Source organism: Microbacterium flavescens (assembly GCF_018588945.1).
Lineage (GTDB): Bacteria > Actinomycetota > Actinomycetes > Actinomycetales > Microbacteriaceae > Microbacterium > Microbacterium flavescens.
Genome location: NZ_JAFIWA010000012.1, coordinates 1 through 26908, shown reverse-complemented (window position 1 = coordinate 26908; position 26908 = coordinate 1). Strand labels below are relative to the sequence as shown.

33 protein-coding genes are annotated in these 26908 nt (G+C 67.6%); 18 read left to right on the top strand and 15 right to left on the bottom strand.

The features are described from left to right. Positions 1 to 213: 213 nt before the first annotated feature. Together JX005_RS16475 and JX005_RS15670 are read left to right on the top strand one after the other, a co-directional pair. Positions 214 to 576 carry a matrixin family metalloprotease gene (locus tag JX005_RS16475; RefSeq protein ID WP_372447350.1) on the top strand — a complete coding sequence of 121 codons (363 nt, stop codon included), beginning with the start codon at positions 214 to 216 and terminating at the stop codon, positions 574 to 576. A gap of 20 nt (positions 577 to 596) precedes the next feature. Continuing rightward, a complete protein-coding gene (locus tag JX005_RS15670) occupies positions 597 to 1148 on the top strand; it encodes a hypothetical protein (protein ID WP_214468542.1) in 552 nt (183 codons plus the stop codon). A 163-nt stretch (positions 1149 to 1311) separates the two neighbouring features. On the opposite strand, the gene JX005_RS15665 is transcribed toward JX005_RS15670, so the two are convergent. Together JX005_RS15665 and JX005_RS15660 are read right to left on the bottom strand one after the other, a co-directional pair. Next, a complete protein-coding gene (locus JX005_RS15665; RefSeq protein WP_214468540.1) occupies positions 1312 to 1767 on the bottom strand; it encodes a hypothetical protein in 456 nt (151 codons plus the stop codon). A 103-nt stretch (positions 1768 to 1870) separates the two neighbouring features. After that, positions 1871 to 2323: a WapI family immunity protein gene (locus JX005_RS15660; RefSeq protein ID WP_214468538.1), complete on the bottom strand. Its 453-nt coding sequence runs from the start codon at positions 2321 to 2323 to the stop codon at positions 1871 to 1873. A gap of 537 nt (positions 2324 to 2860) precedes the next feature. Here JX005_RS15660 and JX005_RS15655 point away from each other — a divergent pair. Further along, positions 2861 to 3556: a hypothetical protein gene (locus JX005_RS15655; protein ID WP_214468536.1), complete on the top strand. Its 696-nt coding sequence runs from the start codon at positions 2861 to 2863 to the stop codon at positions 3554 to 3556. 138 nt (positions 3557 to 3694) lie between these two features. On the opposite strand, the gene JX005_RS15650 is transcribed toward JX005_RS15655, so the two are convergent. Beyond that, entirely contained in the window at positions 3695 to 3985 is a 291-nt protein-coding gene (locus tag JX005_RS15650; RefSeq protein WP_214468534.1) for a hypothetical protein, read from the bottom strand. Between the two features lie 167 nt (positions 3986 to 4152). On the opposite strand from JX005_RS15650, the gene JX005_RS15645 reads away from it, so the two are divergent. From JX005_RS15645 to JX005_RS15625, 5 genes are all read left to right on the top strand, one after another. Then, positions 4153 to 4680, top strand: a complete 528-nt coding sequence (locus tag JX005_RS15645; protein ID WP_214468532.1) for an RNA polymerase sigma factor — start codon at positions 4153 to 4155, stop codon at positions 4678 to 4680. Beyond that, positions 4677 to 5306 carry a hypothetical protein gene (locus JX005_RS15640; RefSeq protein WP_214468531.1) on the top strand — a complete coding sequence of 210 codons (630 nt, stop codon included), beginning with the start codon at positions 4677 to 4679 and terminating at the stop codon, positions 5304 to 5306. Before JX005_RS15645 ends, JX005_RS15640 begins: the two co-directional genes overlap by 4 nt. A gap of 205 nt (positions 5307 to 5511) precedes the next feature. Further along, a complete protein-coding gene (locus JX005_RS15635) occupies positions 5512 to 6006 on the top strand; it encodes a hypothetical protein (protein WP_214468530.1) in 495 nt (164 codons plus the stop codon). Positions 6007 to 6190: 184 nt separating this feature from the next. Further along, positions 6191 to 6505: a transposase gene (locus tag JX005_RS15630; RefSeq protein WP_214468528.1), complete on the top strand. Its 315-nt coding sequence runs from the start codon at positions 6191 to 6193 to the stop codon at positions 6503 to 6505. Between the two features lie 13 nt (positions 6506 to 6518). Beyond that, positions 6519 to 6656 (top strand): dihydrofolate reductase family protein, encoded by a 138-nt coding sequence (locus JX005_RS15625; RefSeq protein ID WP_307858617.1) that lies wholly within the window; start codon positions 6519 to 6521, stop codon positions 6654 to 6656. Positions 6657 to 7117: 461 nt separating this feature from the next. On the opposite strand, the gene JX005_RS15620 is transcribed toward JX005_RS15625, so the two are convergent. Both JX005_RS15620 and JX005_RS15615 read right to left on the bottom strand, forming a co-directional pair. Continuing rightward, the gene (locus JX005_RS15620; RefSeq protein ID WP_214468526.1) at positions 7118 to 8317 is read right to left on the bottom strand and encodes a saccharopine dehydrogenase family protein; all 1200 of its coding nucleotides are present in this window, start codon (positions 8315 to 8317) and stop codon (positions 7118 to 7120) included. 132 nt (positions 8318 to 8449) lie between these two features. Then, positions 8450 to 9310, bottom strand: a complete 861-nt coding sequence (locus tag JX005_RS15615; RefSeq protein ID WP_214468525.1) for an alpha/beta fold hydrolase — start codon at positions 9308 to 9310, stop codon at positions 8450 to 8452. Positions 9311 to 9333: 23 nt separating this feature from the next. Here JX005_RS15615 and JX005_RS15610 point away from each other — a divergent pair, with 23 nt between their 5' ends. After that, entirely contained in the window at positions 9334 to 9918 is a 585-nt protein-coding gene (locus JX005_RS15610; RefSeq protein ID WP_214468523.1) for a TetR/AcrR family transcriptional regulator, read from the top strand. A 117-nt stretch (positions 9919 to 10035) separates the two neighbouring features. Here the strand turns inward: JX005_RS15610 and JX005_RS15605 are convergent, their stop codons facing one another. Beyond that, positions 10036 to 10638 (bottom strand): DUF998 domain-containing protein, encoded by a 603-nt coding sequence (locus tag JX005_RS15605; protein WP_214468521.1) that lies wholly within the window; start codon positions 10636 to 10638, stop codon positions 10036 to 10038. A gap of 170 nt (positions 10639 to 10808) precedes the next feature. On the opposite strand from JX005_RS15605, the gene JX005_RS15600 reads away from it, so the two are divergent. Next, positions 10809 to 12083: an endo-1,4-beta-xylanase gene (locus tag JX005_RS15600; protein ID WP_214468519.1), complete on the top strand. Its 1275-nt coding sequence runs from the start codon at positions 10809 to 10811 to the stop codon at positions 12081 to 12083. Positions 12084 to 12185: 102 nt separating this feature from the next. After that, positions 12186 to 12476: a hypothetical protein gene (locus JX005_RS15595; protein ID WP_214468517.1), complete on the top strand. Its 291-nt coding sequence runs from the start codon at positions 12186 to 12188 to the stop codon at positions 12474 to 12476. Positions 12477 to 12520: 44 nt separating this feature from the next. On the opposite strand, the gene JX005_RS15590 is transcribed toward JX005_RS15595, so the two are convergent. After that, positions 12521 to 12826, bottom strand: coding sequence for an NIPSNAP family protein (locus JX005_RS15590; RefSeq protein WP_214468515.1), 306 nt, complete (start codon positions 12824 to 12826; stop codon positions 12521 to 12523). A gap of 96 nt (positions 12827 to 12922) precedes the next feature. Between JX005_RS15590 and JX005_RS15585 the strand changes: the two genes are divergently transcribed. Then, entirely contained in the window at positions 12923 to 13318 is a 396-nt protein-coding gene (locus JX005_RS15585) for a hypothetical protein (protein WP_214468514.1), read from the top strand. Between the two features lie 30 nt (positions 13319 to 13348). On the opposite strand, the gene JX005_RS15580 is transcribed toward JX005_RS15585, so the two are convergent. From JX005_RS15580 to JX005_RS15565, 4 genes are all read right to left on the bottom strand, one after another. Continuing rightward, positions 13349 to 13618: a hypothetical protein gene (locus tag JX005_RS15580; protein ID WP_214468512.1), complete on the bottom strand. Its 270-nt coding sequence runs from the start codon at positions 13616 to 13618 to the stop codon at positions 13349 to 13351. Between the two features lie 46 nt (positions 13619 to 13664). Next, positions 13665 to 14237: a YdeI/OmpD-associated family protein gene (locus JX005_RS15575; RefSeq protein ID WP_214468511.1), complete on the bottom strand. Its 573-nt coding sequence runs from the start codon at positions 14235 to 14237 to the stop codon at positions 13665 to 13667. 67 nt (positions 14238 to 14304) lie between these two features. Next, positions 14305 to 15099 carry an inositol monophosphatase family protein gene (locus JX005_RS15570; protein WP_214468510.1) on the bottom strand — a complete coding sequence of 265 codons (795 nt, stop codon included), beginning with the start codon at positions 15097 to 15099 and terminating at the stop codon, positions 14305 to 14307. A 90-nt stretch (positions 15100 to 15189) separates the two neighbouring features. Then, complete coding sequence (locus tag JX005_RS15565; RefSeq protein WP_214468509.1) at positions 15190 to 15918, bottom strand: alpha/beta fold hydrolase; 729 nt, start codon at positions 15916 to 15918, stop codon at positions 15190 to 15192. 303 nt (positions 15919 to 16221) lie between these two features. Between JX005_RS15565 and JX005_RS15560 the strand changes: the two genes are divergently transcribed. Continuing rightward, positions 16222 to 16605: a YciI family protein gene (locus JX005_RS15560; RefSeq protein WP_214468508.1), complete on the top strand. Its 384-nt coding sequence runs from the start codon at positions 16222 to 16224 to the stop codon at positions 16603 to 16605. Then, entirely contained in the window at positions 16602 to 17852 is a 1251-nt protein-coding gene (locus tag JX005_RS15555; RefSeq protein ID WP_214468507.1) for an RNA polymerase sigma factor, read from the top strand. The genes JX005_RS15560 and JX005_RS15555 overlap by 4 nt, the downstream gene beginning before the upstream one ends. A gap of 290 nt (positions 17853 to 18142) precedes the next feature. Here JX005_RS15555 and JX005_RS15550 read toward each other — a convergent pair whose 3' ends face one another. The 4 genes from JX005_RS15550 to JX005_RS15535 form a co-directional block, all read right to left on the bottom strand. Next, the gene (locus JX005_RS15550) at positions 18143 to 18778 is read right to left on the bottom strand and encodes an NADPH-dependent F420 reductase (RefSeq protein WP_214468506.1); all 636 of its coding nucleotides are present in this window, start codon (positions 18776 to 18778) and stop codon (positions 18143 to 18145) included. Positions 18779 to 18819: 41 nt separating this feature from the next. Then, positions 18820 to 20217, bottom strand: a complete 1398-nt coding sequence (locus JX005_RS15545; RefSeq protein WP_214468505.1) for an aspartate aminotransferase family protein — start codon at positions 20215 to 20217, stop codon at positions 18820 to 18822. 116 nt (positions 20218 to 20333) lie between these two features. Further along, positions 20334 to 20696: a hypothetical protein gene (locus JX005_RS15540; protein ID WP_214468504.1), complete on the bottom strand. Its 363-nt coding sequence runs from the start codon at positions 20694 to 20696 to the stop codon at positions 20334 to 20336. Positions 20697 to 20785: 89 nt separating this feature from the next. Next, positions 20786 to 21964, bottom strand: coding sequence for an ROK family transcriptional regulator (locus JX005_RS15535; RefSeq protein WP_214468544.1), 1179 nt, complete (start codon positions 21962 to 21964; stop codon positions 20786 to 20788). Between the two features lie 127 nt (positions 21965 to 22091). Between JX005_RS15535 and JX005_RS15530 the strand changes: the two genes are divergently transcribed. The 4 genes from JX005_RS15530 to JX005_RS15515 form a co-directional block, all read left to right on the top strand. Further along, positions 22092 to 23399, top strand: a complete 1308-nt coding sequence (locus tag JX005_RS15530; protein ID WP_214468503.1) for an ABC transporter substrate-binding protein — start codon at positions 22092 to 22094, stop codon at positions 23397 to 23399. A 3-nt stretch (positions 23400 to 23402) separates the two neighbouring features. Next, on the top strand, positions 23403 to 24440 hold the full coding sequence (locus JX005_RS15525; protein WP_214468502.1) for a carbohydrate ABC transporter permease: 1038 nt from the start codon (positions 23403 to 23405) through the stop codon (positions 24438 to 24440). Between the two features lies 1 nt (position 24441). After that, positions 24442 to 25338, top strand: a complete 897-nt coding sequence (locus tag JX005_RS15520) for a carbohydrate ABC transporter permease (RefSeq protein WP_214468501.1) — start codon at positions 24442 to 24444, stop codon at positions 25336 to 25338. Next, positions 25335 to 26908, top strand: a 1574-nt coding sequence (locus tag JX005_RS15515; RefSeq protein WP_214468500.1) for a glycoside hydrolase family 3 protein, incomplete at its 3' end; no start/stop codon positions are given. The genes JX005_RS15520 and JX005_RS15515, both read left to right, overlap by 4 nt.

The window sequence follows — 26908 nt, the reverse complement described above, 5'->3', positions numbered from 1 at the left end:
GGGGGGGGGCTCTTGCGACGGTGTGACGGCGCTGTGGACCGCTGATCAATCGCGAGCGATCTCATCGCCGCACTGAGATCAACTCCGAGGGAAACGTGCGTCTGATTGGCGCGCACGACTTGTGGCCCACTGTCTCGCGAACGGTTGAGGACCGCATTCGGGCGCCGCAATAGGAGCGGACCCGAGGCCACCCATCAGCCGAGCGGCCGGCGCGTGACAGAATGCGGTCGTGGCCAGTACGCACTCTGGTTTTCCCAGACTGGGCACAATTCTGCGACGCAAGGCGATGAAGACCGACGTGCCTTCTGGGAGAGCTGCAACCCTCGCGACGTATCTGCATCTACTCACTACACGTGCTCGAAGCGCTGGGACGTCGGAGGGGTAATGGCCCACGAGGTGGGTCACGCGCTCGGTCTGGCACACCCGACCGGTGGGAGCTCAAATGCGTCGGCGATGTGCAGCAGCCCAGCAGACCAGGCAACGATGTGCGAGGGTGGCTGGAGCGGTGCCAATTACCGCGCGATGTTGCGCACGCCACACGCCTGGGACATCGCCACGCTGAACCACCTCTACTGATCCAGTATCGGAGTGAGATCGTGAACGCAGTACTGAAGGGCGTCGCCCTCGTTCTAGCGGCCATCGTCACCGCGTCGGTGTTGGCATCATGCGCGACACGTTCGCCGGCGGAACTCGAAGCCCCCGGGCTTGTGAGGCTCGAAGCCAGTCCAGGCGTGACGTCGGACGTGAACTCGCCAGAGTCCCACACAGGCGCACTGAAGGCCGAATCCGACGGTTCGTGCGGGCTGATGCAGCTTGGCTACTTGATGCTTGAGGAGCGGGGATTCGACAGCCTTGAGGCTGCCGTGGAGTCCTGGCTTCAGGCCCAGAGGAATCTGGCCGCCGACCGCTGGGATATCTCGGGCGGCATGGTGTCCAACCAAGACATCATCGACGTGGGCGTCGCCGCCTTGGACGGGTTGGACGATGCGGAGTCCGTCGCGATCGAAGGCGCACCGTGGGATGAGACAACCGTGCCGGCGGTCGCACCAGATGGGACGGTGCTGGGTCGGCTAGTCGTCGCGGGCTGGGCGAAGGGTTATGTCGTGAAGGACGTTCATGTCAGCCACGAAAGCGGCGTGCCCTGCTGATCGACTTTGCTGACTTCTGAGTAACCGCGCGATCGACGACCGAACCTTGGATGCTGGGTGCGCTTTGGTGGGCCGGCACTTCGCGTGCGCGGGCCCGCTGGGAGGCTAGATTGACCGCTTACGGACCGGTATTTGAACTGTCGATCCGTAGTTTGGAGCGGTCTCAGCTGGACTCGCGCAGCGAGAACTCGCGTGAGTCCGGGTCGTAGCGAACAATGACATCGGCATAGTCTCCCTCGGAAGAGATGACGACGGGCATGCTGAGCACCGAACCCAGATCAGCCATGAAGGCAGTGAGCGCGTCAAGCGCATCCTGGTTGTTGAACTCGCGAAGATCGATATCGAACAGCACTTCTTCGTCGCCCGGAAAGCAATTGATCTGCACAGCCGGGATTGGCCGAAGCGCGAACGATTCCCCTTCCCGAGACGGATCGTCCAGGTCTTCCAAGACGACCGCGCGCCCGTCTCCGTTCCATGCCGCGTCCCAGCCCCGTTGCTTGATGAGGTCGAAGACGCGTGTCCAGTCGGTCTTGCTCGACCCAAGGACCTGCCCGTCAGGAAGGACGCCCGGAGTCTCGCCAACCGAGGCAACGAAGTCTGCGAGGAGAGGTCGTGTCACACTCCCATTCTCGACCTCGTTAGGGCGCTGGATAATCGGTCCAGATGTCACTACCACGCGCCCGATGATCGACCGCCGTCCGAGCACCGCCAGCCTTGGTCGTTCATCTTGATGGATAGTCGCTGAGCTCGCTCTCCCATGCACTTGCCGTGGGAGCGAGACTGTCTCGAGCTATATCCAGGGCGAGCGTGCAACCCGCACCCCAGCGGATTTCGTCAGAGGCGGTAGGCGGAGCCGCCTCGCCTCTCAGGGTGACGAGAATGGTCACTTGCGGGCTGTCGTCCGTGGCTACCTCGAAGGCGAGGTTCGGTTCGGTGAACTCGATTCGCTTCGTAAACGCGGCGTCGCTCTGCAGCCACCCCAGCAGTTCGTGCGCCTCCCACGTCGTCAGGCACGGGTCGCGAAACACCCATGAATCCTCGCCGCGCTTGACCCGGCCGGAGATGATCAGCCAGTTGTCGTCCCAGCCACCGGCCGAGCCGCCTGGCGTCTGCGCGAACTGGTAACCGGCGACCTTCAGTTCGACGAAGTCGCCATTCGACGATGCGAGCAACATGACTCGAATTCTAGGAGCCCGCGCGCGCCCGATCGCTACCTCCGAACCAACTCGCTCAGGGACCGGCTCTCGCGCTATTGCGGCGGCGTAGACAACGGTGGGTACGCTTCGGGTGTGGGGCGAATCGGTCTGACTGTTCTCTTGGCACTGGCCGTGCTCGCGCTCGCTAGCTGTGGGAGTCAGCTGTCGCCTTCACAGACAGACGCCTGCAATCACCACGCCGCTTGGGTGTCACAAGGTTCACCAATCGATGACGCCGTTCGCGACTCGCGAGAACTCACTGCAGCCACCGCCGACGGCGCATCCAACCCCGTCGTGACAGCGGTCGCCTCCTTCACCGATGCGGTCGCCGACGAGAATGCACGCGGGATCTTGGATGCGAGTGAGCGAATCACCGACGCGTGTGGTGGTGCAGGCTGGGTTCCGGCAGAAGGATAGAGCCCGGCGCTAACCGCCCGCATGTGCGCTCGGAACGCGACCGTCCACGGGCCGGCCCGATGTCGACCAGCGCGCGGGCCACTCACTTAGGCTTCACCCATGTTCGGAAAGAAGAAGGACGACGAATCGCCAGGTCTGGACGACTTGGCGAGGGCCGTCTTGATCGAGGAGCACTCTTCGCTGCGGGCCGAGATTCTCGCGTCCTACGGGTATGCGCAGTCGATAGTCAAATGGACGCTGGCGACGTTTGCTGCGGTGATCGCTGCTGGGCTTGTCGCGATCAACAACTCGACCGGTAGCGCGAGTAACACGATCCTTGTGAATGTCGTCCTCGTCATCTTCGCGTTTGGCCTGCCGGGGATCATTTGGCTAAATGCGTCGACGTGGCTGGGTGAACTCTATAGAGCGGAGCGGGCCGGTTCGTATTTGCGGGCGATGGAGGCCAACCTGGCAGGAGTAGAGGGTCTTACTGCGCGTCTCGGATTCCAGGCCGCCCGCTGGGAGACATTCATCTGGTCCAACCGAAAAGCCCGCGGACTTTGGGGCAAGCAGCTCATGACGTACGTGGGCACGGCCGGTACCTTCTTTGGCACTGCGGTCGGAAGCTTCGTCATTCTGTGCATCGTGATATCGGACTTACTCGGCCGCGGGCTTATCGCTGCGCCTGGCGCTTCGTGGCTTTGGATAGTCGGTTCCGTACTAATCAACCTGCTCTGCATTGGGTTCTGCTTCGCGATATACCGCCGACTGATGGCGCTCGGCGACATGATCGCTCCCGTGGAAGACGCCTACTGAACGTCGTCCGCGTCAGAGGCGTCCGGTCAAACGCAACGGCCCGTCTGATTACGCGCCGTACACGCGCCACCGTTCGGCTCACGGCACGCACCCAAACCGCACGCGACACGACCGACATGCGCCCACCGCACTATCCGTCTAGGCGAGGTGTCCCAGGGCTTTGATAACGTCGGCTAGCCATACGAGTTCGAACGAGGTCGTGTCGTCCTGGCTGCGCTGGAGGTTGGCCCACGACTCGGTGAGCTGACCGATCGTCGGGGCCGGCGGATCGCTCGTCACGTCGTAGATCTCGGGAAATGGCATCGAGTAGAAGTAATCCTCGTGCAGAATGAGGGACCGCCCCTTCGTCTGCTCCAGATGAGAGATCAATCGCTCGAACACTTCACGGAGTTCGCCGGTCTCGATGGTCAATCCGCTCCACGATTCCATGCGCTTACGGTAGCCCGCCGATGGACTTCGCAATGCTCGGTCGCGGACCCGCTGGCGGGCCGTTCGTTGAACGGCTCGTTCTGGACCAATTGCAGTGATCGCCAAATCTCGAATCACAAAGTCTGGCTAGTTTCGAACCGATTCACCCCGGCCGGACACTAGTGGGTGTGAATGAAGAAGATTCGGCGGACTGGGCGCTGGTGCTCGCCGACGATACGCGCGGCCTGACACGTCTGTTCGACCGGCATGAACGGCGGCTGCTGGGACACGCCGGTCGAATCGTCGCCGTGCGCGACGATGCGAAGGATGCGGTCGCGATCGCCCTGTTCGAGCTCTGGCGGCGGCGGCGCGCGGTGCATCTCGTGAACGGGTCGCCGCTCGCCTGGCTGCTGACAACCGTCACCAATTCGGCGTTGAACCTCGAACGCTCACGGCGCCGCTACCGTGACCTGCTCCGTCACGCCCCGATGCCCGAGCGCACCGAGCAGTCCCGGCTCGATGAGACCGGCGTGCTCGCCGCCCTCAAGCGCCTTCCCACCCGAGAGCAGCACGTCATCGTCCTCTCGGTCTTCGAGGGCTACTCCGAACGTGAGACCGCCGAAGCGCTCGGCATCCCTGCAGGCACGGTGAAATCCAGGCTCGCGAGCGCGAAAGCGCGACTGCGAGGCGAACTGGAAGGACTGATCGCAACATGAACAACCTCGACCTCACCCCCACCGAGCGCGACGACTTCCGCGACATGCTCGAAGCCGGCGCTCACCGCATCACGCACCGCCGGCGCGTGCGCGCGCAGGCAATCGCGGGAGCATTCGCCGTCGTCCTCGTCGCCGCCGTCAGCGCCGGCGTCATCACCGGCAGCGCCGTCCTCCGAAACCCCACCCCCATCACGGCGACCTCCACAGAGCTTCCGTCACCCAGCGTGACCTACTCACCGGGCCCCGCGACGGAAAGCCCGACACCGACACCGACACCCACTGCCACACCGACATCCACCCCGCCGGAGCCTAGGCCGACCGCGCAAGAACTCATCGACGCCTGCATCATGGTGACGAGAGACAGTTTCGTCGGCACACCAGGCGAGACCCTCACGTACCACATCGACCAAGCCATCACCGGATTGCGACCCGACGGTACCCACGCTGTCTATGTACCGGCGACAGATACGAGCCCTCAGCTGGTCGGCAGCGAGTCCGCCGCGGCGTGCATCCTCACCGACGAATTCGAAGTCCACGGCGCGGTAGGAACTTTGCCGTGGACCACCGAAGAAATCCAGGAGCTTCTCGATGGCACGGGGCCGGCCGCTCTCCGAGGCGGTGAGTGACCGCACTGCGCCGCCGTCGCTCGTTACCCCGGAAAGGGACCGCTCAAAGTGCTGGTTGAATCCTTCTTGCGGGTCCTTCGGCAACCAGAAAGCCCGCCACACGCCACCTATGGAGTAGCAAATGCCACATGTAGGCCTTGACGAACTACTCGCCCGTTGGCGGGCAGCACCGCCGCCGCCCGCGCGTTTAGACGACGTTGTCCGGATGCTGGTCGAGGAGTACAACGCGTACGAGATCCCGCTGTACACCAAGTCGCGCACCGATTACACCAACGACGAGGAAGTCCGAGAAGACCTCATCGAGACTCTTCTCACCATCACCGACCCTCGCACGCTCACCCTGATCGACCCCGACTGGGCCGACGCGGACCCCGCTACTGTCGATGAGTACTGGCGAGAGATCTTCATCGAGTACCCGGAGGAGGACGACTACCCCTGGACACACGGACTCCTCACTACTCAGCACGCGCTCGGGCATCGGATCTCGGTCGTGTTGGAGCGGGAGGGTGACTACGCCACCGGGTTCAAGGTGTACGGCGTCGGCGTGGCCCGGCTCGTCGACCGCCTCGCCGCGCTCATCGGGCACGCGCCACCCCGCCCCAACGATCACCCAGACAGGGAATACATGCGAGTTGGTGACATCAACGACGACGCGTTTGCACAGTACCTCCGCCGCCTTGAGGCCGAAGACATGATCTGACGATCCCCGGCCTCCTTCTCGGGCCCGCATAGCCCGCTTGACGACCCAGCAACGGTCATTGGTTGGACAGAACCTCGTTCAGCTCGGTGAGTCCGGACCGAAGCTTGATCACCGCTGAGGGATGGCCCCCAGTGTCTGAATCGGCCTGACTTTCGTTCCGTTCTTCAAGCAAGGATGGAACTCGATGAATAGGAAGTACTCGCCGGAGATGCGTGAGCGGGCGTTGCGGATGCTCGCGGAGACGCGGCCGTCGCACCCGACGATGATGAGCGCGGTCCGTCACGTGGCCGGTCTGCTCGGGATGAGCCCCGAGACGCTGCGCCTCTGGCAGCGTCGCTACGAGGTCGACGCCGGCGTGAAGCCCGGACTCACGACCGATGCGGCGGCGGAGATCAAGCGGCTGCAGAAGGAGAACGCCGAGCTGCGGAAGGCGAACGAGATTCTCAAGGCTGCGAGCGTGTTTTTCGCGGCAGTGCCTGCGGCTCGACTTGGTCGATGAGATCCACCTCGACGTGGTGCCGGTGCTGCTCGGCGGGGGCATCTCCCTCTTCGGTGGACTCGGCCTCCGCGTCGACCTCGAGCGTCTGGAGACATCGGCGTACGCAAGTGAGACGCATCTGCGATTCCGAGTCGCTCGCCTCCCCGCCTAAGAATGCCGCCGCGGCACTCGTCTGCTTCTCCCACATCGCGGGCACCTCGAAGTCGCCTTTCGGACGGCCAAACAGGACCCGTACTCCGCGGCTCGTGCGCGCGAGGCGGAGGTCGTGTGCCAGACCGTGTGAGCCCGCAAGCCAAGGACCGGCTGTCGGGCGTCGCGGTTCATGTCCACTGAGAGTGAATGTTACCGTCGGCTCCATGCTCGTCGGCGAGGACAAGTCACCGGGTTCTCGTGCACGGTCTCATCGACCCGGCCTTGAACTGTTCCTGTGGCTGTTGCTGCCTGTGATCCTCGTGATCGCTCACGTCCTGCAGGTCCTTCAGATGACTTTCTCTACATCAGTCGCAGCGCCGGCTCGCCCATCGGCGGTCTGCCACCCTCACCTTGAACGAATCGCTCGCCCATGCCGGGGCGCTCGCGCACCACTGATCGCCCTCGACACTGGTTGGCGGGTCAGTGCAGGGTGTCCACGTTCAGCGTGAACCTTTGTGCGCGAAGGCGCTCGGCCAAGGACTGTCCCATCGCGACCATCGGTGTCAGCACGCCGCCCCGCTCGGGGAGCTGGTCGAACGCGAGGCTCAGTGCCGACTCGCCGAGCATCACGCCGGTGCCCCCGTAGCCGGGATCGAACGGCGCCGCGATGCGCGTGCGAACCGGCTGACCCTCCACCGGATACGCGTCGACGTCGAGAACGAAACGACCCCGTTCGATCGCATTCGAACTCGGTCCAGCACCCGGGGCCGGGAGCACCCGGTCCAGGAGCGCCCGGGTCGGAGGAAGGGCCAGGCCGGCGACCAAAGCGGCGGTCCCCACACTGAGGCCTGCCGCGCGAGAGAACCCGGCGAACCCGCGGCCGGTAGCGATCACCTCGCGGTACCGCATGAGCTGACCGTAACTCCAGCCCGTCAGGTAGTTACTGCGCTGAACGATCTGCTGGTTGTAGGCACCCATGACGAAGGGCGCCTGCCACGCATTCCGCTCCTTGCCCAAGCCGCTCCCGCGATGCCCGGGAAGCCGAACGGACGGCCCCGGGGTGAGGGCGTACGGGTCGCCGACGAGGCGACGGGTGGAGGCATCCGTCTTCATCTCTTTCATCTGCTGGCGGAGGGAGTCGATGGTTCCGCCGCTGACACCGCCGCGCAGGGACCTCACCCGGAGGGTCGCGGCGACGATCGGCACCCCTCCCGCGGCCTCGTGTGCGATACCGAGGCCGACGTCGGAGGGGATCGAGTCGAAGCCGCAGGAGTGGACGATCCTCGCACCGCTGTTCTGGGCGACGTCGTGATTGCGCTCGATGCTGCGTGCGACGAAGATGCTCTCGCCCGACAGGTCGGCGTATGACGTGCCCGCCCGGGCGCACGCGGAGGCGACCTCCGTGCCATATCGCAGATAGGGACCGACAGTCGTCGCGACGACCGACGTCGATGCCGCGAGACGGGCGTCGGCGTCGGCGTCGGCGGTGTCGACCTCGATGATCGGCCAATCGACACCGAGGTCGCGCTTCACCTCCTGGAGCCGCGCGGAAGACCGACCGGCGATCGCGATCCGCGCGCCTGCGGGCGCGGACTGCGCGAGATGACGCGCGGTGAACCTCCCGACGAACCCGGTCGCACCGAGGAGGACGATGTCGTAGTCGCGTGCGTTCTGGCTCATGCCTCGCGAGCGTACGCGGGCGCAGGGCGCCGACAACACCCGGTTGCGTAACTCCGCGGGGGCAGTCCCGGTGAGCAACGTCTCGCTGGCGCGGTTGCCCCGATCACCGATGGCGGGACGGCCCGATCCGCGTCACCCCGGGGCGTCGGAGCCGCTGGGTCGCTCATTTTCGTTGATCGCCCAGAATGTGAGGATCGCCTGTGCAAGGGCCATGGGCTGCTCGAGCGGAACGAGTGTGCGCGCTCCGGTGATCGTGACGGATGTGGCGTGCGGCGCCGATGCCGCCGCGCGCTGAGCATCCTCGGGGCTCCAGTCTCCCCGGTCATCGGATGCGATGAACAGACTGGGTGCGCCGATGCCCGAGAGGCGGTCGGTCACGTCGGTTCGATCGATGATGAACGAGCGCAGGGCGTGGCTCATGCTGGCTCGTGTAGGTCGGTTGAGACTTTCGACGACCACATCGCGGATGCCGGGAGTCGCGGCCGCGGCATCCGTCAGCATCGCTGAAGTCACTGCCGAGCGCACCGGGCCGACTGCTCCGAAACAGCGCAGGATGGGATGAAGAACGGCGATCTGGCGCCGGAGGTGCGCAGGTACCGGCTCAGTGGGCGCGCTGATCGCGACGAAGGTGCGAATGATGGACGGATCCGTCGCGAGCTGGTAGCCGACGTGCCCGCCGAACGCGTTGCCCACCCAGTCGACAGGGGTGGTGGCACCGAGCGCGGCGAGGGCGTCTCGCGCGGCATCCGCTGCTTCGGCGATGCTGGTGCGCCGCGAAAGCGCATCGCTGAGGCCGAGCCCAGGCGGGTCGATGAGGACGAACTCCCGGTGGGGGGCGCCGGCAAGCAGCAGCGGCAGCACCAAGTCCCAGGTGTGGCTGTCAACGAACATCGACGACCACAGCACAGTCATGTCCCCCGTGCCGACGCGACGAACGGCGAGAGATCCGAGGCGGGTGTCGACACGCTCGGAGCGTTCGGAGAAGGTCTTCATAATTTGACGTTACCATGACTAACATGAAAGAGCGACAGTACCGGATGTCGGCCCGAGCAGACGCCGCAGAGCTGACAGGTCAGCGGATCATCGACTGCATGCTCGCGCACCTGCGCACCACCCCGTACGAGCGGATCAGGCTTGACGACGTCGCCGCCGACGCGGGTGTGACCTCGCAGACGGTGATCCGCCGTTTCGGGAGCAAACCGGTGCTGATGACGACAACAGTCGAACGCGAACTCGGACGCATCGCGGCGAAGCGCGAGGCAGCGCTGCGGTCCAGCTCGGCAGAGACGATTCGGGCGCTGATCGAGCACTACGACGAATACGGGCTGCTGATCCTCAAGACCTACTCCGAAGCCCCACTCGTGCCAGGGTTGCCGGAAATCGTCGAGCGCGGCAGGGCTTATCACCTCGATTGGTGTCGCCGCGCCTTTTCGGAGCACCTTCCGCCCCAATCCGACGACGCGTCTCGAAAGAGGCGGCTCGCCCAGATCGTGTCCATCTGCGACGCGACAACCTGGCGCATCCTGCGATTCGACGGCGATTTGTCCTCTGCCCAGACCGAACTGGCGATCACCGAGCTGCTCACCCCGCTTCTGCACTGAACGACCGTGCAGCAGAGAGCGCACCACGGGCCGGTCCCACGCCCGATGTACGACCCGCTCATGAGTCGCCGCGTGGCGAACCGGCCGTGTTCGTGGCTCGTGCGAGGCCTTGGTGCGTCACACAACTCGCAGCACACTGACAGCGGCGAGCACCACCCATGCCAGATAGGCGAGGAGGCAGAATCTGTCCGGCCATCCCATACGGATCGCAGGCGAGCCGCCCTGCCCATGGGCGGGCGCCGCGGCGGTGAGGAACCACACCAGACCGGCCAATGGAACCACGGATGCGATCGCCAACGTCCAGCCGAGTTCCGTCGCCACACCAATTCCCGCGAACAGGACGGCAGGGGGAAAGCCGGCGAGGAGCACGAGGCCCAGCAGCGTGTGCGCGCGGCCGACGGGCGTCGCTTGAGCGCGCGAAGTCATGATCGGATCGGTGTCGATGAAGGCAGCGGCGAGCGCGCCCAGCGCGACAGCGGCAAGGCCGACAGTCCACGCACCGCCGAACGGCCACAAGGCGACGCACGTCGCGGCGGGGGTGACCGCCATCGTGACGAAGGCGAGGCGCATGACCCACCCGAACCGCCCAAGGGAGTACTCGCTGATCATCCGCCAGGACGGGTCGTACTCGGGCTCGAGGACGTGAAGGATCGCGATCAGCCCAGCAGTGACCCCGCCCGCGATGAGAGCCGTGATGGCTGCGATGGCCTCGACATTCAACTTTTGCCAGCCCTCTCAGCGACCACGGGCAGCCTCCTCCGCGGCACTATATCCCGCGGGTGGCTCGCGGTCCCGATCTGGAGCGAGTTGAGATGAGGTGTGCGTGACGGAACATGCGAATATGTCGGGAAGAAAGACAAAAGACCTCGCCCCTATCTGAAGGAGAGCGGATGCCGGCGCCCGACCTCTCGCATCGGTTTCGGGAGATCTCCCTCAAGGTGATCGCCCCCGATGGCATCGCCCTCACCGACGGCCCCGTGACAGTGGAGCAGACTCGGCACGCGTTCGGGTTCGGGAACATCGGCTTCGACTTCGTCGAGCTGCTCGGCGGGCCGCCGCAAATCGACGGCGACGCGGCGCGGGTCTTCGGTGGCGCAGACGCCGATCGGGCGGTGCCGCTCCTGGACGCCTGGCTCGATCTGTTCGACACGGTCACCCTCCCGTTCTACTGGCGCGGCTTCGAGCCGCAGCCGGGGCATCCCGACACCGCTCGGCTCCTCACGACGGCTCGCTGGTTCGCGGATAGAGGCGTGCGGGTCAAGGGGCATCCGCTCCTTTGGCACACGCTCGCCCCGGCCTGGCTCCAGGAGCGGACGGATGCGGAGGTCGAGGCCACGATCCGCGAGCGCATCGTCCGAGAGGTCACTAGCTTCGCCGGGGTTGTCGACCTGTGGGACGCAATCAACGAGGCGGTGATACTGCCGGTCTTCACGGCGGAGGACAATGCGGTCACCCGACTCGCTCAGGCGAAGGGCCGCGTGGGGATGGTGCGCCTGGCGTTCGATACGGCGCGCGAGGCGAATCCGTCCACCCGGCTCGTGCTGAACGACTTCGACCTCAGCGAGGACTACGAGCGGCTGATCGAGGAATGCCTCGACGCGGGGGTGCGGATCGACGCGCTCGGCCTGCAGACCCACATGCACCAAGGCTTCCGAGGCGAGGAGAATGTCTGGAACATCCTCGAGCGATTTGCACGCTTCGGCCTGCCGCTCCAGCTCACCGAGACGACATTGCTCTCGGGCGACCTCATGCCGGCGGAGATCGTCGACTTGAACGACTATGTCGTCGACTCGTGGCCGTCCACGCCCGAGGGTGAAGCTCGGCAGGCCGACGAGCTCGTACGCCACTACCGCACGGTCGTGGCGCACCCCGCCGTGGAGTCGCTCACCTATCGGGGCCTGACCGACGAGGGGTCATGGCTGGGCGCACCGTCGGGGCTCCTCCGTTCCGACGCATCGCCCAAACCGGCCTACAATGCCCTGCGCTCCCTCATCCGCGGTGAGTGGTGGCACGCTCCCCAGGCATTGCGTCCGGACGCGGACGGGCGCGTCCGGGTGCGCGGCTTCGCTGGGGACTACCGTGTGACGGCGCCCCAGGGGTCCGCGGCCTTCTCGGTTCCGAGCGCGGCCGACGACTCCACTGCGGAGGTTCGCCTGCGCGGCTGATGCGGGCGGTCACCCAGCTCTCGGAGCGAGTATCAGCCTCCCGAACGCTTCCTCGTAGCTTTCAAGCGCTTAACGCCAGACGGATTCGCGGAGGGAGGCGCCATGATTCCTGCACACCTGATCGGAATCGCCGGCGCGGCGATCTCCTTTCTGCTGTTCGTTCCCCAGGCGCGGCTCGTGTGGGCCAACCGTGCACGACCGGACCGGCTGGCGGGCATCAGCATCCTCGGCCAAATCCTCATCATTGCGAACGCTGGCCTCTGGGGCCTCTACGCGGCTGCCACAGGAGCGTTCTGGTCAGGAGCGCCAGGCATCGTCAACGCGCCTCTCGCGATCGTCGTCATCGTGCTGGTGGTCCGATCCCGCCGATCCGCCGCAACGGACGCCCGGTGAAGGGCCGGTCCGCACACTCGGAGCCGCATGACCGGTGAAGACCCCTATGAGAACACGGGGGAGAGGAACCGGCGCTCGTAGCGACGGATGCAGCCGGTCGTCCGTGCGAACTCGAACATCTCCTGACACTCCGGGTCGGTCTTCGAGGCGTTCCGGTAGACCTCATAAGCGGCGAGCGACGGGAAGGTGAACAAGGCGAATGCCTCGTCGCTGTCACCCTCGCTGGGCATGAAGTAGCCGTGGTGGGTTCCGCCGAGCTTGTTGACGAGACGGATCCACTCCCTGCCGTACGTGCTGAAGTCGTCGAGCTTGTCGGGATCGATCTCATATCGAAGATGAACGGTGATCATCGTGGTTCCTTTGTGATTCGGCGTACGAGGAGTCTGGCCGACCTGAAGGCCACGCGTCGACCATCGGCGTGAAGCGTCGGCGCTACGGTGAGAGCCATGCCTTTCGCCCTCGCGCTGACAGTCATCCTGGGCTTGCTTGCCCTGTTTCAGCTGGCGCTCGTCTTCGGTGCCCCGCTCGGTCACTTCGCGTGGGGCGGCCAGCACCGCGTTCTGCCCGCGCGTCTGCGGGTCGGAAGCGCGGTCTCGATCCTGATCTACGCACTCATCGACATCATCGCCTGGGACCGCGTCGGCGCGATCGATGTCTTCCCCGAGCCGTTCTCCGAGATCGCGATGTGGGTGGTCTTCGCGTACTTCGTGATCGGCATCCCGATGAACGCGGTCTCCCGGAGCAAGCCGGAGCGCTACACGATGGCGCCGGTGTCTCTCGTGCTCACTGTGCTCTCCTTGCTCATCGCCATGGGCATGGGCGAGCTGGCGATGGCCGCCTGATGCGCGAGCGGCGGCACCGCGCGCCCGGGTCTACCAGACGATGCCGCCGCCGATCGAGATACCGCCCCACGTGAGCGCGATGAAGATCGCGGCGAACACCACGGGAGCGATGCCCTTCCCGCTGCGTGCCAGTCCCTTGAGGAGGGCGATCACGGCGAGGACCGCGGCGACGATCGACAGACCGCCGCCCAGGATCAGTCCGATGAACAGGGGGATGGGCATGAGCACCAAGCCGGCCAGTGCGCACCAGAACGCGGCCCAGGCAGTCGGATTGGAGCGGCGCTCGACAGAGGAGGACATGCGTCCATTATCTCCGCGGCGAAGGTCAGCGCGTGCCGAGCGGTCGTCAGCGAAGGGTTTGGCCTCGTTTGAGCATCTCGACGTACTCGGCAACGCGTGCCGCTCGTGAAGCCGGCCGTTTGAGGTTCGCAACACGGAAAGCCATCGCGAACCGGTTCTGCGCCGTCTGCTTTGCGAAGGCTTCGGCGACCGCCGGGTCGGCGTTCAGGGCTTCCTGCAGCTCCGCCGGGATTTCGCCGTCGCGCTGCCGATATGCGTTGTCCCATCGTCCGTCCGCTTTGGCGCGGTCGATCTCGCTCTGCCCCTCGGGTCGCATGCGACCTTCCTCGATCAGTCGCGTCACGTGGCCGATGTTGACCTTCGACCACAAGCTCCGTGATCGTCGTGGCGTGAACGTCTGCAGGAAGTAGTCGGAATCGAGGGACTGTGACTGTCCATCGATCCATCCGAAGCACAGCGCGACATCGAGCGCCTCGGCGTACGTGATGCCCGGCCGGGTCGCCGCCTTCTTCCGCAGTCGCAGTCGCACCCCGATCGGGTCGGGGTCCGACTCGAGCCAGGCCTCCCATTCGGCGACGGTGTCCACGTGCAGCTCGGGCTTGTCCACGCGCTGTGCCATGACGGGAGGATAGCTTCGTCAGCCGACTGTCACGAACCCTTGAACGTCTCGCACTCGCCGGTTCGTCTCACGGTGCGTTCCGGCGCAACGCTTCGAGCAACATGTGGTGGGTTCCTGTATCTGCGGCGGCGATCATGCCGTGGTCGCCGGTGTGCAGCTGTTCCCCCGCCAGGTTCGTCACGACTGCTCGGGCTGCCTTGCACAGGGCGATCCCGGCGGACCAGTGCACGCTGTGGCGGAGGTCGCCGGCTGTCACGAATGCGGCCTGATGTCCGCTCGCGACCCACGCCAGCGGGAGTGTGCTGGAGAGACACCGCGGGCTGAACTGCGCGCGGACCGCTTCGTCGATGAGCAACGATGCGCCGGGCGACTGTCCGTACTCGGTCTCGAGGTTGACAGTGACCAGCCGTGAGGCCGTCGTCGGGACAAGGCGCGCATCCTCGCCGCTGCCGGCAGTGCGATCCCACGCCTGCTCCCCGTCGGTCCAGAAGATGTCGCCGGCGACCGGATCGGCAACCGCAGCAACGCGGGCGACCCCGCCGGTTTCAAGGGCGACGTTGACTGCGAAGATCGGCAGCCCTGCGGCGAAGTTCAGGGTTCCGCAGATCGGATCGACCATCCATCGGCGGCCCGAGTCCCCGGTGATCCCGAGCTCCTCGCCAACGATCGCGTCGTCAGGTCGCAGTGCCGTGAGCACACTCCGGATTGCGCGCTCCGCGTCGATGTCCACGTCGGTGGTGAGGTCGACACCGCGTCCGTCGCTGCGGTGGATGGTGGTCCGGTACCGGCGGCGGACGACATCCGCCCCGGCTTGAGCGGCGAGCACCGCGACTTCGGCGTCGGTGAGCTGAGCGTCGGTCATGCACCCAGTCAACCAGTGCCATCGAACCGCCGAGACGGGTCGCCGGCTGCGTCGTTCGGCTGTGCTGACCCTTAGCCCGAGGGTCCCTAGTCAGCTGACGGAGGCCACCGCCGCGTGGATCGCGTCGAGCGTGTCCTGCGGGTGCGAGATCATCGAGACGTGGGATGCCTCGACCTCGGTCACGGCCGAACCCGCACGCGCCGCCATCCGGCGCTTGGTCTCGATCGGGATGACCTTGTCCTCCGTGCCGAGCACCGCCCAGCTGGGGATCGTCTTCCACGCCGCAGGGCCGGACGGCGTGACGTTCGCGACGATGGATGCCGGGCGCTGCGTCGCCACGATCAGCCACCGGTCGGCCTCCGGCAGGTCCTGGGCGAACGACGTGTGAACGACGTCGGGCTTCAGCCAGGCATCCGCTGCTCCCTCCGGCGCACCCGGGTAGCCCGCGAGGTCGAGCACGGTCGTCGGGTCGGGCACGGCGAGTGCCGAGCCGGAGCCCTCGAGGATCCCGAGCACCGTCTCCCCCTCGTCAGGAATGAACGCGTCAACGTAGACGAGTGCTCGGACGTCGCCGGACAGGCCGGCGTTCGTGATGACCGCCCCGCCGTACGAATGGCCGACGAGCACGACGGGACCCGTCGTGCGCTGCGCGAGGAACGAGGCGACATAGGCCGAGTCGCTCGTGAGACCACGGAGCTCATTGGGCGGGGCGAGGACCGTGAACCCCTCGCCCTGAAGCGTGGGGATGACGGCGTTCCAGCTCGACGAGTCGGCCCACGCTCCGTGGACGAGGACGATCGTGGGAGTGCTTTCAGGCATGTGCGGTTCCAATCACGTGGCACCGCAGCGGTGGGCGGCGCTTCAGATAGGGGTGGGATGCGCCCAGATGCCCGACGCACTGGTCACAATAGGGGCGAAATTGGCCGGCCACCAGGGGTTCACGTGACACTGGTTCAGGCGAGGCCTCGTCGCTCACCCCGCCGATTCGACCGGTGATCCAGAATGTCTCGGAGACGTGTCGCATTCGCGGGTCGGCGTTCGTGGATCAGGTATGCGAACCCGACCGGGTCGCCGAGATGGCGGAGCCGCGACATGGCTCTCGTCCGATGAGAGGAGACATCAGTGCCCAAGTATCTGATCGCGTTCAACGATGAGTGGGTGCCCGAGCACACCGCCGAGGAACTGCGCAGCAAGAGCGAGGCCTCGCGCGCCCTTCTCGAGGAGATGACGGCAGCGGGCGTCTTCCTCTTCGCCGAGGGGGGAATCGACGCCTCGACCGCGGTCTGCAGCGTCGTGAGCAAGGACGGGAAGCCGGTCTTCACCGATGGGCCGTTCGCCGAGACGAAGGAGCACCTCGGCGGGTTCACCGTCGTCGAGGTGCCCGACGATGAAGCCGCGCGCTACTGGGCAGGACGCCTGGCCGTCGCGCTGGACTGGCCCCAGGAGGTGCACCGGTTCCCGTCAGATCTCAACGAGGTCGTCGAACGGCACGCGACCGACGTGTGACTGACTCCGCAGCGGCCGTAGAGGACGCCATTGCCCGCGCCCACCGCGAGGAGTGGGCGCGGCTGGTGGCCGGTCTTGCGCGTCGCTTCGGCGATCTCGACCTCGCCGAGGACGCAGCGGCCGAGGCATTCGTGACCGCGATGGAGCGGTGGAGGCGCGACGGCGTGCCCCCCCACCCCGGCGCCTGGCTCAGCACGACCGCGACCCGCAAGGCGATCGATCGGCTGCGGCGTGAGTCTCACCGCGAGAACAAGCACCGGGCGGCGCACCTGCTGTCCGACGACACCCCGCCGGAGCCGACCGGACCGGTCGAAGACGACCGGCTGCGCCTGGTCTTCACCTGCTGCCATCCCGCCCTCGGAATGGAGGCGCGGGTCGCACTGACCCTGCGCCTGCTCGGAGGACTGAGCGTCGCCGAGATCGCCCACGCCTTCCTGGTGCCCGAAACGACCATGGCGCGGCGGATCACCCGCGCGAAGGCGAAGGTCAAAGCGGCAGGCGTGCCCTATCGCTTGCCGTCGGCGCCCGACATCCGGGAACGGCTCGCCGGTGTGCTGGCCGTGGTCTACCTCATCTTCAACGAGGGCTACCTCGCATCCGCCGGCGAGGATCCGCTGCGCACCGATCTCACGGACGAGGCGATCCGCTTGGGTCGCCTGCTGCACGCGCTCCTCCCGGATGAGGGCGAGGTGGCCGGCCTGCTCGCTCTGATGCTCCTCACGGACGCCCGGCGCGCGGCGCGCGTATCCCACACCGGCGAGCTGGTGACGCTGGAGGAGCAGGACCGAGGCGCCTGGAACCGGACGCTCATCGCCGAGGGCCATGCCCTGGTCCGCGAACGGATCGCCGCGGTCGCCGGGGGCGCGAGCCCGCCGGGGCGATACCAGCTCCTCGCCGCGATCAATGCGGTGCACACGGATGCCTCGTCCCCGCGCGACACCGATTGGTCTCAGATCGTCGCCCTCTACGACCGCCTCGTCAGGCTGGATCCCTCGCCCATCGTGCGGCTCAACCGTGCGATCGCGGTCGCCGAGGTCGACGGCCCGGACGTCGCGCTCGCCGAGACCGACCGGCTCGGCGAGACTCTCGACACCTACCACGCGTACCACGCCGCGCGCGCCGACCTCCTGCGACGGGTGGGGCGGAGCGACGAGGCGCGGCTCGCGTACGACAGGGCGATCCGGCTCGCCGGCAATCCCGCCGAGCGCGCGTACCTGTCCCGCCGCCGTGACCAGTTGGTGTGGTGAGGCCACGCGGAGGTTCGGGGCGTTTCGTCTCGCTGCGCTCGCTCAACGACCAGGGGTGAGGTTGCGGGTCGTTGAGCGAGGGAGCGGAGCGACCGAGACGAAACGCGTCGGGGTTGCGCGTCGCTCAACGACCCGGGGGGTGAGGTTGCGGGTCGTTGAGCGAGGGAGCGCAGCGACCGAGACGAAACGCGTCGGGGTTTCGCGGAGGTTCGGGGCGTTTCGTCTCGCGGAGACCCGCGCTGAGCGAGCGGAGCGAGTCGAAGCGTCGCTCAACGACCCGGGGGCCGGGGTCAGCGGGTGGCGCGGGCCAGATTCGCCTCGAGCTCGGACTTCGTCTGGCGTGCGACGTACGCGGGCTGGTCGCGCTCGACGCGCCAGCTCTCGGCCACCGAGCCGATGTCGACGGTGTCGAAGCCGAACTCGTCGTACAGGGCGGTGACGAAGGCCGCGGCATCCGAGTGGTCACTCGCCGTAGCGAGAGCGCGCCGGTTCTCCGTGCCGGCAGGAGCGCCGGTGGTGAGGATGTCGCTCGCGAGGATGTGGTTGAACGCCTTCACGACCCTCGACTCCGGCAGATGCGCCTGCAGCATGGCCGTCGTGGTGGTGCGCTTCTCGTCGAGCGCGGCGATGCGGCCGTCGCGCTCCCAGTAGTAGTTGTTCGTGTCGAGCACGATCTTGCCCGCCAGCGGCTCGACGGGGATCTGATCGAGCGCCTTGAGTGGGACGGTCACGATGACGACATCACCGGATGCCGCGGCATCCGTCACTGTTCCGGCAGTGACCTTCGGCCCCAGCTCGTCGACCAGCGCGTTGAGCGTCTCTGGACCGCGCGAGTTGCTGATCACGACCTCGTAACCGCGCTCGGCGAGGCCGCGCGCGAGGGTCGATCCGATGTGTCCTGCTCCGATGATTCCGACTCGTGTCATGCGGGAGGACAACGCGGAGAGGGCCGGCGCATTCCCCGGGGTCAGAGGCGGGTCCAGGCCTCGGTCAGCACGGAGCGCAGGATCCCCTCGATCTCGGTGAACTCGCTCGGGCCGATCGTCAGCGGCGGCGCCAGCTGGATGACGGGGTCGCCGCGGTCGTCGGCGCGGCAGTACAGGCCTGCGTCGAACAGGGCCTTGGAGAGGAAGCCGCGCAGCAGGCGCTCGGCCTCGTCGTCGTCGAACGTCTCCTTCGTCGCCTTGTCCTTCACCAGCTCGATGCCGAAGAAGTACCCGTCGCCGCGCACGTCGCCCACGATCGGAAGGTCTTTCAGCTGCTCGAGCGTCGAGCGGAACACCGGGGAGTTCACGCGCACGTTCTCAAGCAGGCCCTCTTCCTCGAAGATGTCGAGATTCTCGAGCGCGACGGCGGCCGAGACCGGGTGACCGCCGAAGGTGTAGCCGTGGTAGAACGTGCGGTCGCCGGTGCGGAACGGCTCGTAGATCCGGTCGCTGACGATCGTGCCGCCGAGCGGGGAGTAGCCGCTGGTCACCGCCTTGGCGAACGTGATCATGTCGGGCTGGTAGCCGTAGGCGTCGGCGCCGAAGTAGTGGCCGAGGCGTCCGAACGCGCAGATGACCTCGTCCGAGACGAGCAGCACGTCGTAGCGGTCGCAGATCTCGCGCACGCGCTGGAAGTACCCGGGCGGCGGGGGGAAGCATCCGCCCGAGTTCTGCACCGGCTCGAGGAAGACGGCGGCGACGGTGTCGGGGCCCTCGAACTGGATCATCTCTTCGATGCGGTCGGCCGCCCAGACGCCGAACTCCTCGAGCGTCCCCTCCGGCGCGCCCATGTCTGCGGCGCGGTAGTAGTTGGTGTTCGGCACCCGGAAGCCGCCCGGCGTCACGGGCTCGAACATCGACTTCATCGCCGGGATGCCCGTGATCGCCAGGGCTCCTTGCGGGGTTCCGTGATACGCCACCGACCGCGAGATCACCTTGTGCTTCTGCGGCTGACCCTGGATCTTCCAGTAGTACTTCGCGAGCTTGAACGCGGTCTCGACGGCCTCGCCGCCGCCGGTGGAGAAGAAGACGTGGTTCAGGTCGCCGGGCGCGAGGTCGGCGATGCGGTCGGCGAGCTCGATGGCCGCCGGGTGGGCGTAGGACCAGATCGGGAAGAACGCCAGCTCCTCCGCCTGGCGGGCGCCCGCCTCGGCCAGCCGCCGGCGTCCGTGGCCGGCGTTGACGACGAACAGGCCCGAGAGGCCGTCGATGTACTGCTTGCCCTGGGAGTCCCAGATGTGGTGCCCCTGGCCCTTGACGATGATCGGCACGCCGTGCTCCATCGTCGACTGCCGGGCGAAGTGCATCCAGAGGTGGTCTTTCGCCATCGCCTGCAGCTCTTGCTCGGTGCGGGCGTGACGATCGGTCGTGGTCGACATGGTGGGCCTTCCGTAGGACGTGCTCCCACGCTACTCGCGGCCCTCCATGCCGGCCATGACGGTTCGTCCGATTTAGCCGCCGGGGCTCGGCGGTCCGTCCGCCTCGGCGGCTCCGGTCACCCCTGTCCGCGGGCGTCCGGCAGCGGAGGACCCGAGGTCGACGGCTCGTCGGGGTTCGGCGCCGTGGGCTCGGACGGCGCCGGAGTCGAGGGTTCGTCCGGCGAGGGGAAGCTCGGCTCGTCGGGAGTCGGGGCGAGCGGCTCCTCGGGCGCAGACGGATTCGGCTCGCTGGGCGAGGTGCCCGGCGTCTCCGACGGTCCGGGCGACGGGATGGGGGAGCCGGGGTAGCCGGGGTCGCCCGGCGACATCGGTCCTCCGGGTGAGGCGGGGTCGCCGGGCACGCCGGGTCCGCCGGGATTGCCCGGTGCGCCGGGGGCTCCGGGACCGCCAGGGGTTCCGGGGAAGCTGAAGTCGCTCATGGGTGTCCTCTCTCGAGGTCTCCATGGTTCCCGCGGATGCCGCGTCCCGCACCCCCGTTGACCGACCGGCCGATCGTGGGTAGGCGGCGTCAGCCGGCGGTGCCGGCCGGGTCGGCGAGCAGCCGCTCGAACGCGGCCTCGGCGGCGCCGATGAGCAGCCGGTCCTCGGCGAGCGACGCGACGCGGACCTCGAGGTCTTCCATCGTCGCCGGCATCGCCAGCGCCCCGACCGCGGTCGTGAGCCCGTCGAGGTCGTGGTCGGCGAGCGTCGCCAGGAAGCCGCCCAGCACGACCACCGAGGGGTTGAGCACGTTGATCGCGTTGGCGAGGGCGGTGGAGAGGATGCCGCGCTGCCGCGCCAGCTCGGCGGTCACGGCCGGATCGTCCGAGCGCGCGAGGGCATCGGCGAGGGTCGGCTCGTCGGCGGCCGACAGCCCGACCGCCTCGAGCAGCAGACTGCGGCTCACTTCGTCCTCGAGCACACCGCCGTCGGCCCGCCGATCGGACTCGGTCGCGATGCCCGGACGGTTCTGCCCGAACTCGCCGGCATAGCCGCCGGCGCCGGCCACCGGCATCCCGTGCACGATCAGTCCGCCGCCGATGCCGCTGGCACCGCCGTTGAGGTAGACGACGTCGTCGATGCCCCGCGCCGCCCCGTACAGGTGCTCGGCCAGGGCGCCGAGGCTCGCGTCGTTGCCGACCACGGTCGGCAGTCCGGTGGCCTCCGCGACGAGATCGCGCACGGGTGCGTCGATCCAGTGCAGGTGCGGGGCGTTGCGCACGAGCCCGTCGGCGGCGCGCACGAGGCCGGGGACGGCCAGGCCGATGCCCACGATCCGCGCGTCGGCGAGAGCCCCGTCGCGCCAGGCGTCGAGCCGCTCGGCGAGGATGGTCGCCGTCTCCTCCGGCGTGAGCAGGTGGTCGAGGTCGATGCGCTCGCGCAGCGCGACCTCGCGGTCGAGGCCCACCGCCGCGATGGTCAGCGCGTCGACCTCGGGGTTCGCGGCGATCGCGAGCACGCCGGGTGCGACGGCGACGACAGGCGACGGCCGCCCCACGCGGCGCGAGGGATCGGGTGCGCGCTCCTCGACGAGACGGACGCGCACGAGCTCCGCCACCAGGTCGGCGATCGTCGACCTGTTGAGGCCGGTCTTCTCCGTCAGGACCGCGCGTGACAGCGGACCCTCCAGGTGCACGAGCCTTAGCAGCCGTGCGAGATTGCGCTGGCGCACGCCTTCGGCCGCAGAGGAGGGTTCGCTCACGCGCATCACTGTACGGCCTGGCGCGGCATCCGCTCGGTATTTGTTGCTCTTGACTTCAAATGTCACGCATCGTACTCTGGCACCGTCCACATCACTTTCGACGTAGCAGTCGAAACTTTCGAGAGGTTCGAAGATGAACACACGCAGCAGGACGCGCGTCTTCGCCGTGATCGCAGCAGCCGGCCTCACCGCCGGCGCACTCGCCGGCTGTACTGCCGGCGGCGGCGGCGACAACGGCAACGGCGACGGCGACGGCGAAGAGGTCACGATCACGTGGTGGCACAACGCCACCAACGGTCCGCTGCCCGACGTCTGGGAGGAAGTGGCGACCGAGTTCGAGGAGGCCAACCCGGGCGTCAACGTCGAGCAGACGGGCTACCAGAACGAAGAGCTCCAGCGCACGCTCATCCCCAACGCGCTCGCGGCAGGCGACCCGCCCGACCTGTTCCAGGTGTGGCCCGGCGGCGAACTGCGCGACCAGGTCGAGAACGGCTATCTGATGCCGCTCGACGACGCCATCCCAGACACGATCGAGAGCGTCGGCGCCACGGTGAACCCATGGCAGGTCGGCGGCGAAACCTACGGCGTTCCGTTCACCTTCGGCATCGAGGGCTTCTGGTACAACACCGACATGTTCGAAGAGGCGGGCGTCGAGGTTCCCGAGACGTTCGACGATCTGGTCGACGCCGTCGGCGCGCTGCGCGAGTCCGGCGTGGTGCCGATCGCGGTCGGCGCCGGAGCCGGTTGGCCGGCCGCGCACTGGTGGTACCAGTTCGCGCTCAAGTCCTGCTCGCCCGAGACTCTCGCGGCGGGCCAGGAGGAGTTCGACTTCAGCGACGAGTGCTGGGTCGAGGCGGGCGAGCAGCTCGAGGAGTTCATCGGCATCGAGCCGTTCCAGGAGGGCTTCCTGGGCACCGTCCCGCAAGAGGGCGCAGGCAGCTCGGCGGGCATGATCGCCAACGGCCAGGCGGCCATGGAGCTCATGGGCCACTGGAACGTGGGCACGATCGGCGGCCTCGCTCCCAACGAGGAGGTGCCGGAGTTCCTCGGCTGGTTCCCGATGCCGGGCATCGAGGGCGCGGCAGGCGACCCGACGGCCGCCCTCGGCGGCGGCGACGGCTTCGGCTGCGCAGCCGACGCTCCGCCGCAGTGCGCCGACCTGCTCGCGTACATCATGACCGAGGACGTGCAGCGGCGCTTCGCCGAGAGCGGCTCCGGCATCCCGACGGTTCCCGCGGCACAGGACGCGATCGAGGATGAGAACCTTCAGGCTGTGGCCGCTGGCCTCGCCGAGGCATCCTTCGTCCAGCTCTGGTTCGACACCGCCTTCGGCACCACCGTCGGCAACGCCATGAACGAGGGAATCGTCAACCTGTTCGCCGGCAACGGCACGCCCGAAGACGTCGTCAAGCGCATGCAGGACGCGGCAGCGACTCTGTAGGCCATGACCACTCTCACCACCCCCGGGCCCGCGGTCACCGCGGGCCCGGGCCCTGCACCCGTGCGCCGAAAGCGGCGCGGCGAGGGGCGCAAGCGCCTCGAGATCTTCTTCTTCATCACGCCGGCCCTCGTGCTGTTCCTCGGCTTCGTGATCCTCCCGGTGATCCTCGCGGCGGTCTACAGCCTGTACAACCTGCCGCCGGCGTTCCAGTGGTCGAACCTCGCCGACTCCGGCCGCTTCATCGGCCTCGACAACTACGTCCGCGCGCTGACGAACCCCGAGTTCCAGCGCGCCATCGCCAACACGTTCTTCATCCTGATCATGTCCCTGCTCGTGCAGGGCCCGATCGCGATCGGCATCGCGCTGCTGCTCAACCGGCGCATGCGCGGTCGCAGCGTCTTCCGCCTGCTGATCTTCGTGCCGTACGTGCTCGCCGAAGTCATCGCCGGTCTGTCCTGGCGCCTCCTCCTTCAGCCCACCGGCGCCATCAACGCGACCCTCGAATCCATCGGACTCGGAGCCCTCGCACAGAACTGGCTCGCCGACCCCACGCTGGCGCTGTGGACCATCTTCTTCATCCTCACGTGGAAGTACATCGGATTCGCGATCCTGCTCATGCTGGCCGGTCTCCAGGGCGTCCCCGACGAGCTGGCCGAGGCCGCGGCGATCGACGGCGCCAGCTGGTGGCAGATCCAGCGGTACATCACGCTGCCGCTCCTCGGTCCCACCATCCGCATCTGGGCCTTCCTGTCGATCATCGGCTCGCTGCAGGTCTTCGACATGATCTGGGTGACCGTCTCGCCGGCGGTGAGGCGGATCGGCACCGAGTCCATGGCGACCTACATGGTGCAGCAGGGACAGTTCGCCGGCCAGCCCGGCTACGGCAGCGCGATCGCCGTGATCCTGTTCATCATTTCGCTCGTCATCGCCCTCGTGTACCAGCGCTTCGCGCTGCACCGCGACCTCGCGGGCTCGATCACGGGCGCGGGCGCCCGCCGCGGGCGTGAGCCCGGCGTCCGCCGCAAGAGAGAGGTGGGTTGACATGTCGGCCACCACCACCATCGTCACCGGCAGCAGTGAGCCGCGCGACGTCCAGCCCGTCCGACGCGGATTCGACTGGGGTCAGCCCTTCGTCTACCTCGTGGCACTCGTCATCGCGGCGATCGCCGTCGGCCCCGTGCTCTACGTCTTCATCGGCGGACTGCGCACGACCCCCGACCTCAACGCCAACCCGGGCGGCTTCCCCGACCCGTGGACGCTGCAGAACTGGGCCGAGGTGCTCGGCGCTCCGCGCTTCTGGGGCAACGTGTTCGCGAGCACGGTGCTGGCGGTCTCCACGACCGTCGGCGTCGTCATCGCCGGCATCATGGCGGCATTCGTGCTCGCCCGCTACGACTTCCGCGGACGCCAGGGGCTCTACACCCTCTTCGCCGCAGGCCTGATGTTCCCGCTGACCGTCGCCGCCCTGCCGCTCACCCTGCTGCTGCGCACGCTCGGTCTGCACGGAACGTACCTGGGCGTGATCATCCCCGGCATCGCATTCGCGCTGCCGACCACGATCATCATCCTGGTGCCGTTCCTGCGCGCGATCCCCGCCGAGCTCGAGGAGGCGGCCATGATCGACGGCGCCACGCGCATCGGGTTCTTCTGGCGCATCATGCTGCCGCTGGCCAAGCCCGGTCTCATCACCGTGGGCATCCTGGCGTTCGTCGCCAGCTGGAACGGCTACCTCCTGCCCCTGCTCGTGATCAGCACGGGCAGCCTTCCGCAGGAGCTGTGGCCGCTCCCGCTCGGGGTGACGCAGTTCTCCAGCCAGTACTCGCAGAACACCGGCGCGATCCTGGCCTACACCTCTTTGGCGATGATCCCGGCTCTGGCGTTCTTCCTCCTCGCCGAGAAGCGCATCGTCGGCGGACTGACGGGAGCGGTGAAGGGATGACTCTCTCGAACCAAGCGGACGTGCAGACATCGGCGCCCAAGTGGCACGATGCGTCGCTGCCGATGGACGCGCGCGTCGACGCGCTCATGGCCGAGATGACGGTCGCCGAGAAGATCGCGCAGCTCTACGGCGTGTGGGTCGGGGCATCCGACGACGGCGAAGACGTCGCCCCGCATCAGCACGACATGGACGACCACGTCGACCTCGACGCCATCCTGCCCGCCGGACTCGGCCAGCTCACGCGGCCGTTCGGCACCGCCCCCGTCGACCCGGCGGTGGGTGCCCTGTCGCTGCAGCGCGCGCAGCAGAAGATCGTCGCGGCGAACCGCTTCGGCATCCCCGCGCTCGCCCACGAGGAGTGCCTCGCCGGCTTCGCGACGTGGGGCGCCACCGCGTATCCCGTGCCGCTGAGCTGGGGCGCCACGTTCGATCCCGATCTCGTGCGCGAGATGGGCGGCCGCATCGGCGAGGACATGCGCTCGGTCGGCGTGCACCAGGGCCTCGCACCCGTGCTCGACGTCGTGCGCGACGCCCGCTGGGGTCGTGTCGAGGAGACGATCGGCGAAGACCCGTACCTCGTCGGCACGGTCGCGACGGCATACATCCAGGGTGTGGAGTCGGCCGGGGTCATCGCCACCCTGAAGCACTTCGTCGGCTACTCCGCTTCGCGGGGCGGCCGCAACCTCGCGCCCGTCTCCGTCGGTGCGCGCGAGCTGGCAGACGTGCTGCTCCCGCCGTTCGAGATGGCGCTTCGCGAGAGCGGCGTCCGCTCGGTGATGAACTCGTACACCGACCTCGACGGCATTCCGACCGCCGCCGACGCGCGGCTGCTCACCGGGCTCCTGCGCGACGAGTGGGGCTTCGAGGGCACGGTCGTCGCGGACTACTTCTCGATCGCGTTCCTGAAGGAGCTGCACGGCTACAGCGAGGGATGGACGGATGCCGCGCGCGACGCGCTCGCGGCGGGCATCGACGTCGAGCTGCCCACGGTCAAGACCTTCGGCGCCGACCTCGTGCGCGCCGTCGAGGACGGTCGGGTCGACGCGGTGCTCATCGACCGCGCGCTGCGGCGCGTGCTGCGCCAGAAAGGCGAGCTCGGCATGCTCGACGCCGACTGGTCGCCCGTGCCTCCGGCGCTCGACGCCGCCCGCGGCGCAGACACCGCCGGCGAAGACGTGCGCGGCAGCGTCGACCTCGACTCGCCCGCCAACCGCGCTCTTGCGCGGCGCCTGGCCGAGGAGGCCGTGGTGCTCGTGCACAACGACGGAACCCTCCCGCTCAGTCGGCCCGCGCGCATCGCCCTGATCGGCCCGACCGCGGCCGATCCGTACGCGGTGCTCGGCTGCTACTCGTTCCCCTCGCACGTGGGGGTGAGGCATCCGGAGGTCCCCATCGGGATCGACCTGCCCACCCTGCGCGACGCCCTCGCCGCGGAGTTCCCGCAGGCCGAGATCGTGCACGTCGAGGGCACGTCGATCGACGGCGGCGAGACCGATGGATTCGCGGATGCCGCGGCCGCGGCATCCGCTGCCGATGTCGTCGTGCTGGCACTCGGCGACCGCGCGGGTCT

What these genes read in the sequence shown, in the direction of transcription:
- JX005_RS15660 (WP_214468538.1), bottom strand. Translation starts at nt 2,323, where the DNA reads ATGTTGCTCGCATCGTCGAATGGCGACTTCGTCGAACTGAAGGTCGCC.
- JX005_RS15655 (WP_214468536.1), top strand. Translation starts at nt 2,861, where the DNA reads ATGTTCGGAAAGAAGAAGGACGACGAATCGCCAGGTCTGGACGACTTG.
- JX005_RS15650 (WP_214468534.1), bottom strand. Translation starts at nt 3,985, where the DNA reads ATGGAATCGTGGAGCGGATTGACCATCGAGACCGGCGAACTCCGTGAA.
- JX005_RS15640 (WP_214468531.1), top strand. Translation starts at nt 4,677, where the DNA reads ATGAACAACCTCGACCTCACCCCCACCGAGCGCGACGACTTCCGCGAC.
- JX005_RS15635 (WP_214468530.1), top strand. Translation starts at nt 5,512, where the DNA reads ATGCTGGTCGAGGAGTACAACGCGTACGAGATCCCGCTGTACACCAAG.
- JX005_RS15630 (WP_214468528.1), top strand. Translation starts at nt 6,191, where the DNA reads ATGAATAGGAAGTACTCGCCGGAGATGCGTGAGCGGGCGTTGCGGATG.
- JX005_RS15620 (WP_214468526.1), bottom strand. Translation starts at nt 8,317, where the DNA reads ATGAGCCAGAACGCACGCGACTACGACATCGTCCTCCTCGGTGCGACC.
- JX005_RS15615 (WP_214468525.1), bottom strand. Translation starts at nt 9,310, where the DNA reads ATGAAGACCTTCTCCGAACGCTCCGAGCGTGTCGACACCCGCCTCGGA.
- JX005_RS15610 (WP_214468523.1), top strand. Translation starts at nt 9,334, where the DNA reads ATGAAAGAGCGACAGTACCGGATGTCGGCCCGAGCAGACGCCGCAGAG.
- JX005_RS15600 (WP_214468519.1), top strand. Translation starts at nt 10,809, where the DNA reads ATGCCGGCGCCCGACCTCTCGCATCGGTTTCGGGAGATCTCCCTCAAG.
- JX005_RS15595 (WP_214468517.1), top strand. Translation starts at nt 12,186, where the DNA reads ATGATTCCTGCACACCTGATCGGAATCGCCGGCGCGGCGATCTCCTTT.
- JX005_RS15590 (WP_214468515.1), bottom strand. Translation starts at nt 12,826, where the DNA reads ATGATCACCGTTCATCTTCGATATGAGATCGATCCCGACAAGCTCGAC.
- JX005_RS15585 (WP_214468514.1), top strand. Translation starts at nt 12,923, where the DNA reads ATGCCTTTCGCCCTCGCGCTGACAGTCATCCTGGGCTTGCTTGCCCTG.
- JX005_RS15580 (WP_214468512.1), bottom strand. Translation starts at nt 13,618, where the DNA reads ATGTCCTCCTCTGTCGAGCGCCGCTCCAATCCGACTGCCTGGGCCGCG.
- JX005_RS15575 (WP_214468511.1), bottom strand. Translation starts at nt 14,237, where the DNA reads ATGGCACAGCGCGTGGACAAGCCCGAGCTGCACGTGGACACCGTCGCC.
- JX005_RS15570 (WP_214468510.1), bottom strand. Translation starts at nt 15,099, where the DNA reads ATGACCGACGCTCAGCTCACCGACGCCGAAGTCGCGGTGCTCGCCGCT.
- JX005_RS15565 (WP_214468509.1), bottom strand. Translation starts at nt 15,918, where the DNA reads ATGCCTGAAAGCACTCCCACGATCGTCCTCGTCCACGGAGCGTGGGCC.
- JX005_RS15550 (WP_214468506.1), bottom strand. Translation starts at nt 18,778, where the DNA reads ATGACACGAGTCGGAATCATCGGAGCAGGACACATCGGATCGACCCTC.
- JX005_RS15545 (WP_214468505.1), bottom strand. Translation starts at nt 20,217, where the DNA reads ATGTCGACCACGACCGATCGTCACGCCCGCACCGAGCAAGAGCTGCAG.
- JX005_RS15540 (WP_214468504.1), bottom strand. Translation starts at nt 20,696, where the DNA reads ATGAGCGACTTCAGCTTCCCCGGAACCCCTGGCGGTCCCGGAGCCCCC.
- JX005_RS15535 (WP_214468544.1), bottom strand. Translation starts at nt 21,964, where the DNA reads ATGCGCGTGAGCGAACCCTCCTCTGCGGCCGAAGGCGTGCGCCAGCGC.
- JX005_RS15530 (WP_214468503.1), top strand. Translation starts at nt 22,092, where the DNA reads ATGAACACACGCAGCAGGACGCGCGTCTTCGCCGTGATCGCAGCAGCC.
- JX005_RS15525 (WP_214468502.1), top strand. Translation starts at nt 23,403, where the DNA reads ATGACCACTCTCACCACCCCCGGGCCCGCGGTCACCGCGGGCCCGGGC.
- JX005_RS15520 (WP_214468501.1), top strand. Translation starts at nt 24,442, where the DNA reads ATGTCGGCCACCACCACCATCGTCACCGGCAGCAGTGAGCCGCGCGAC.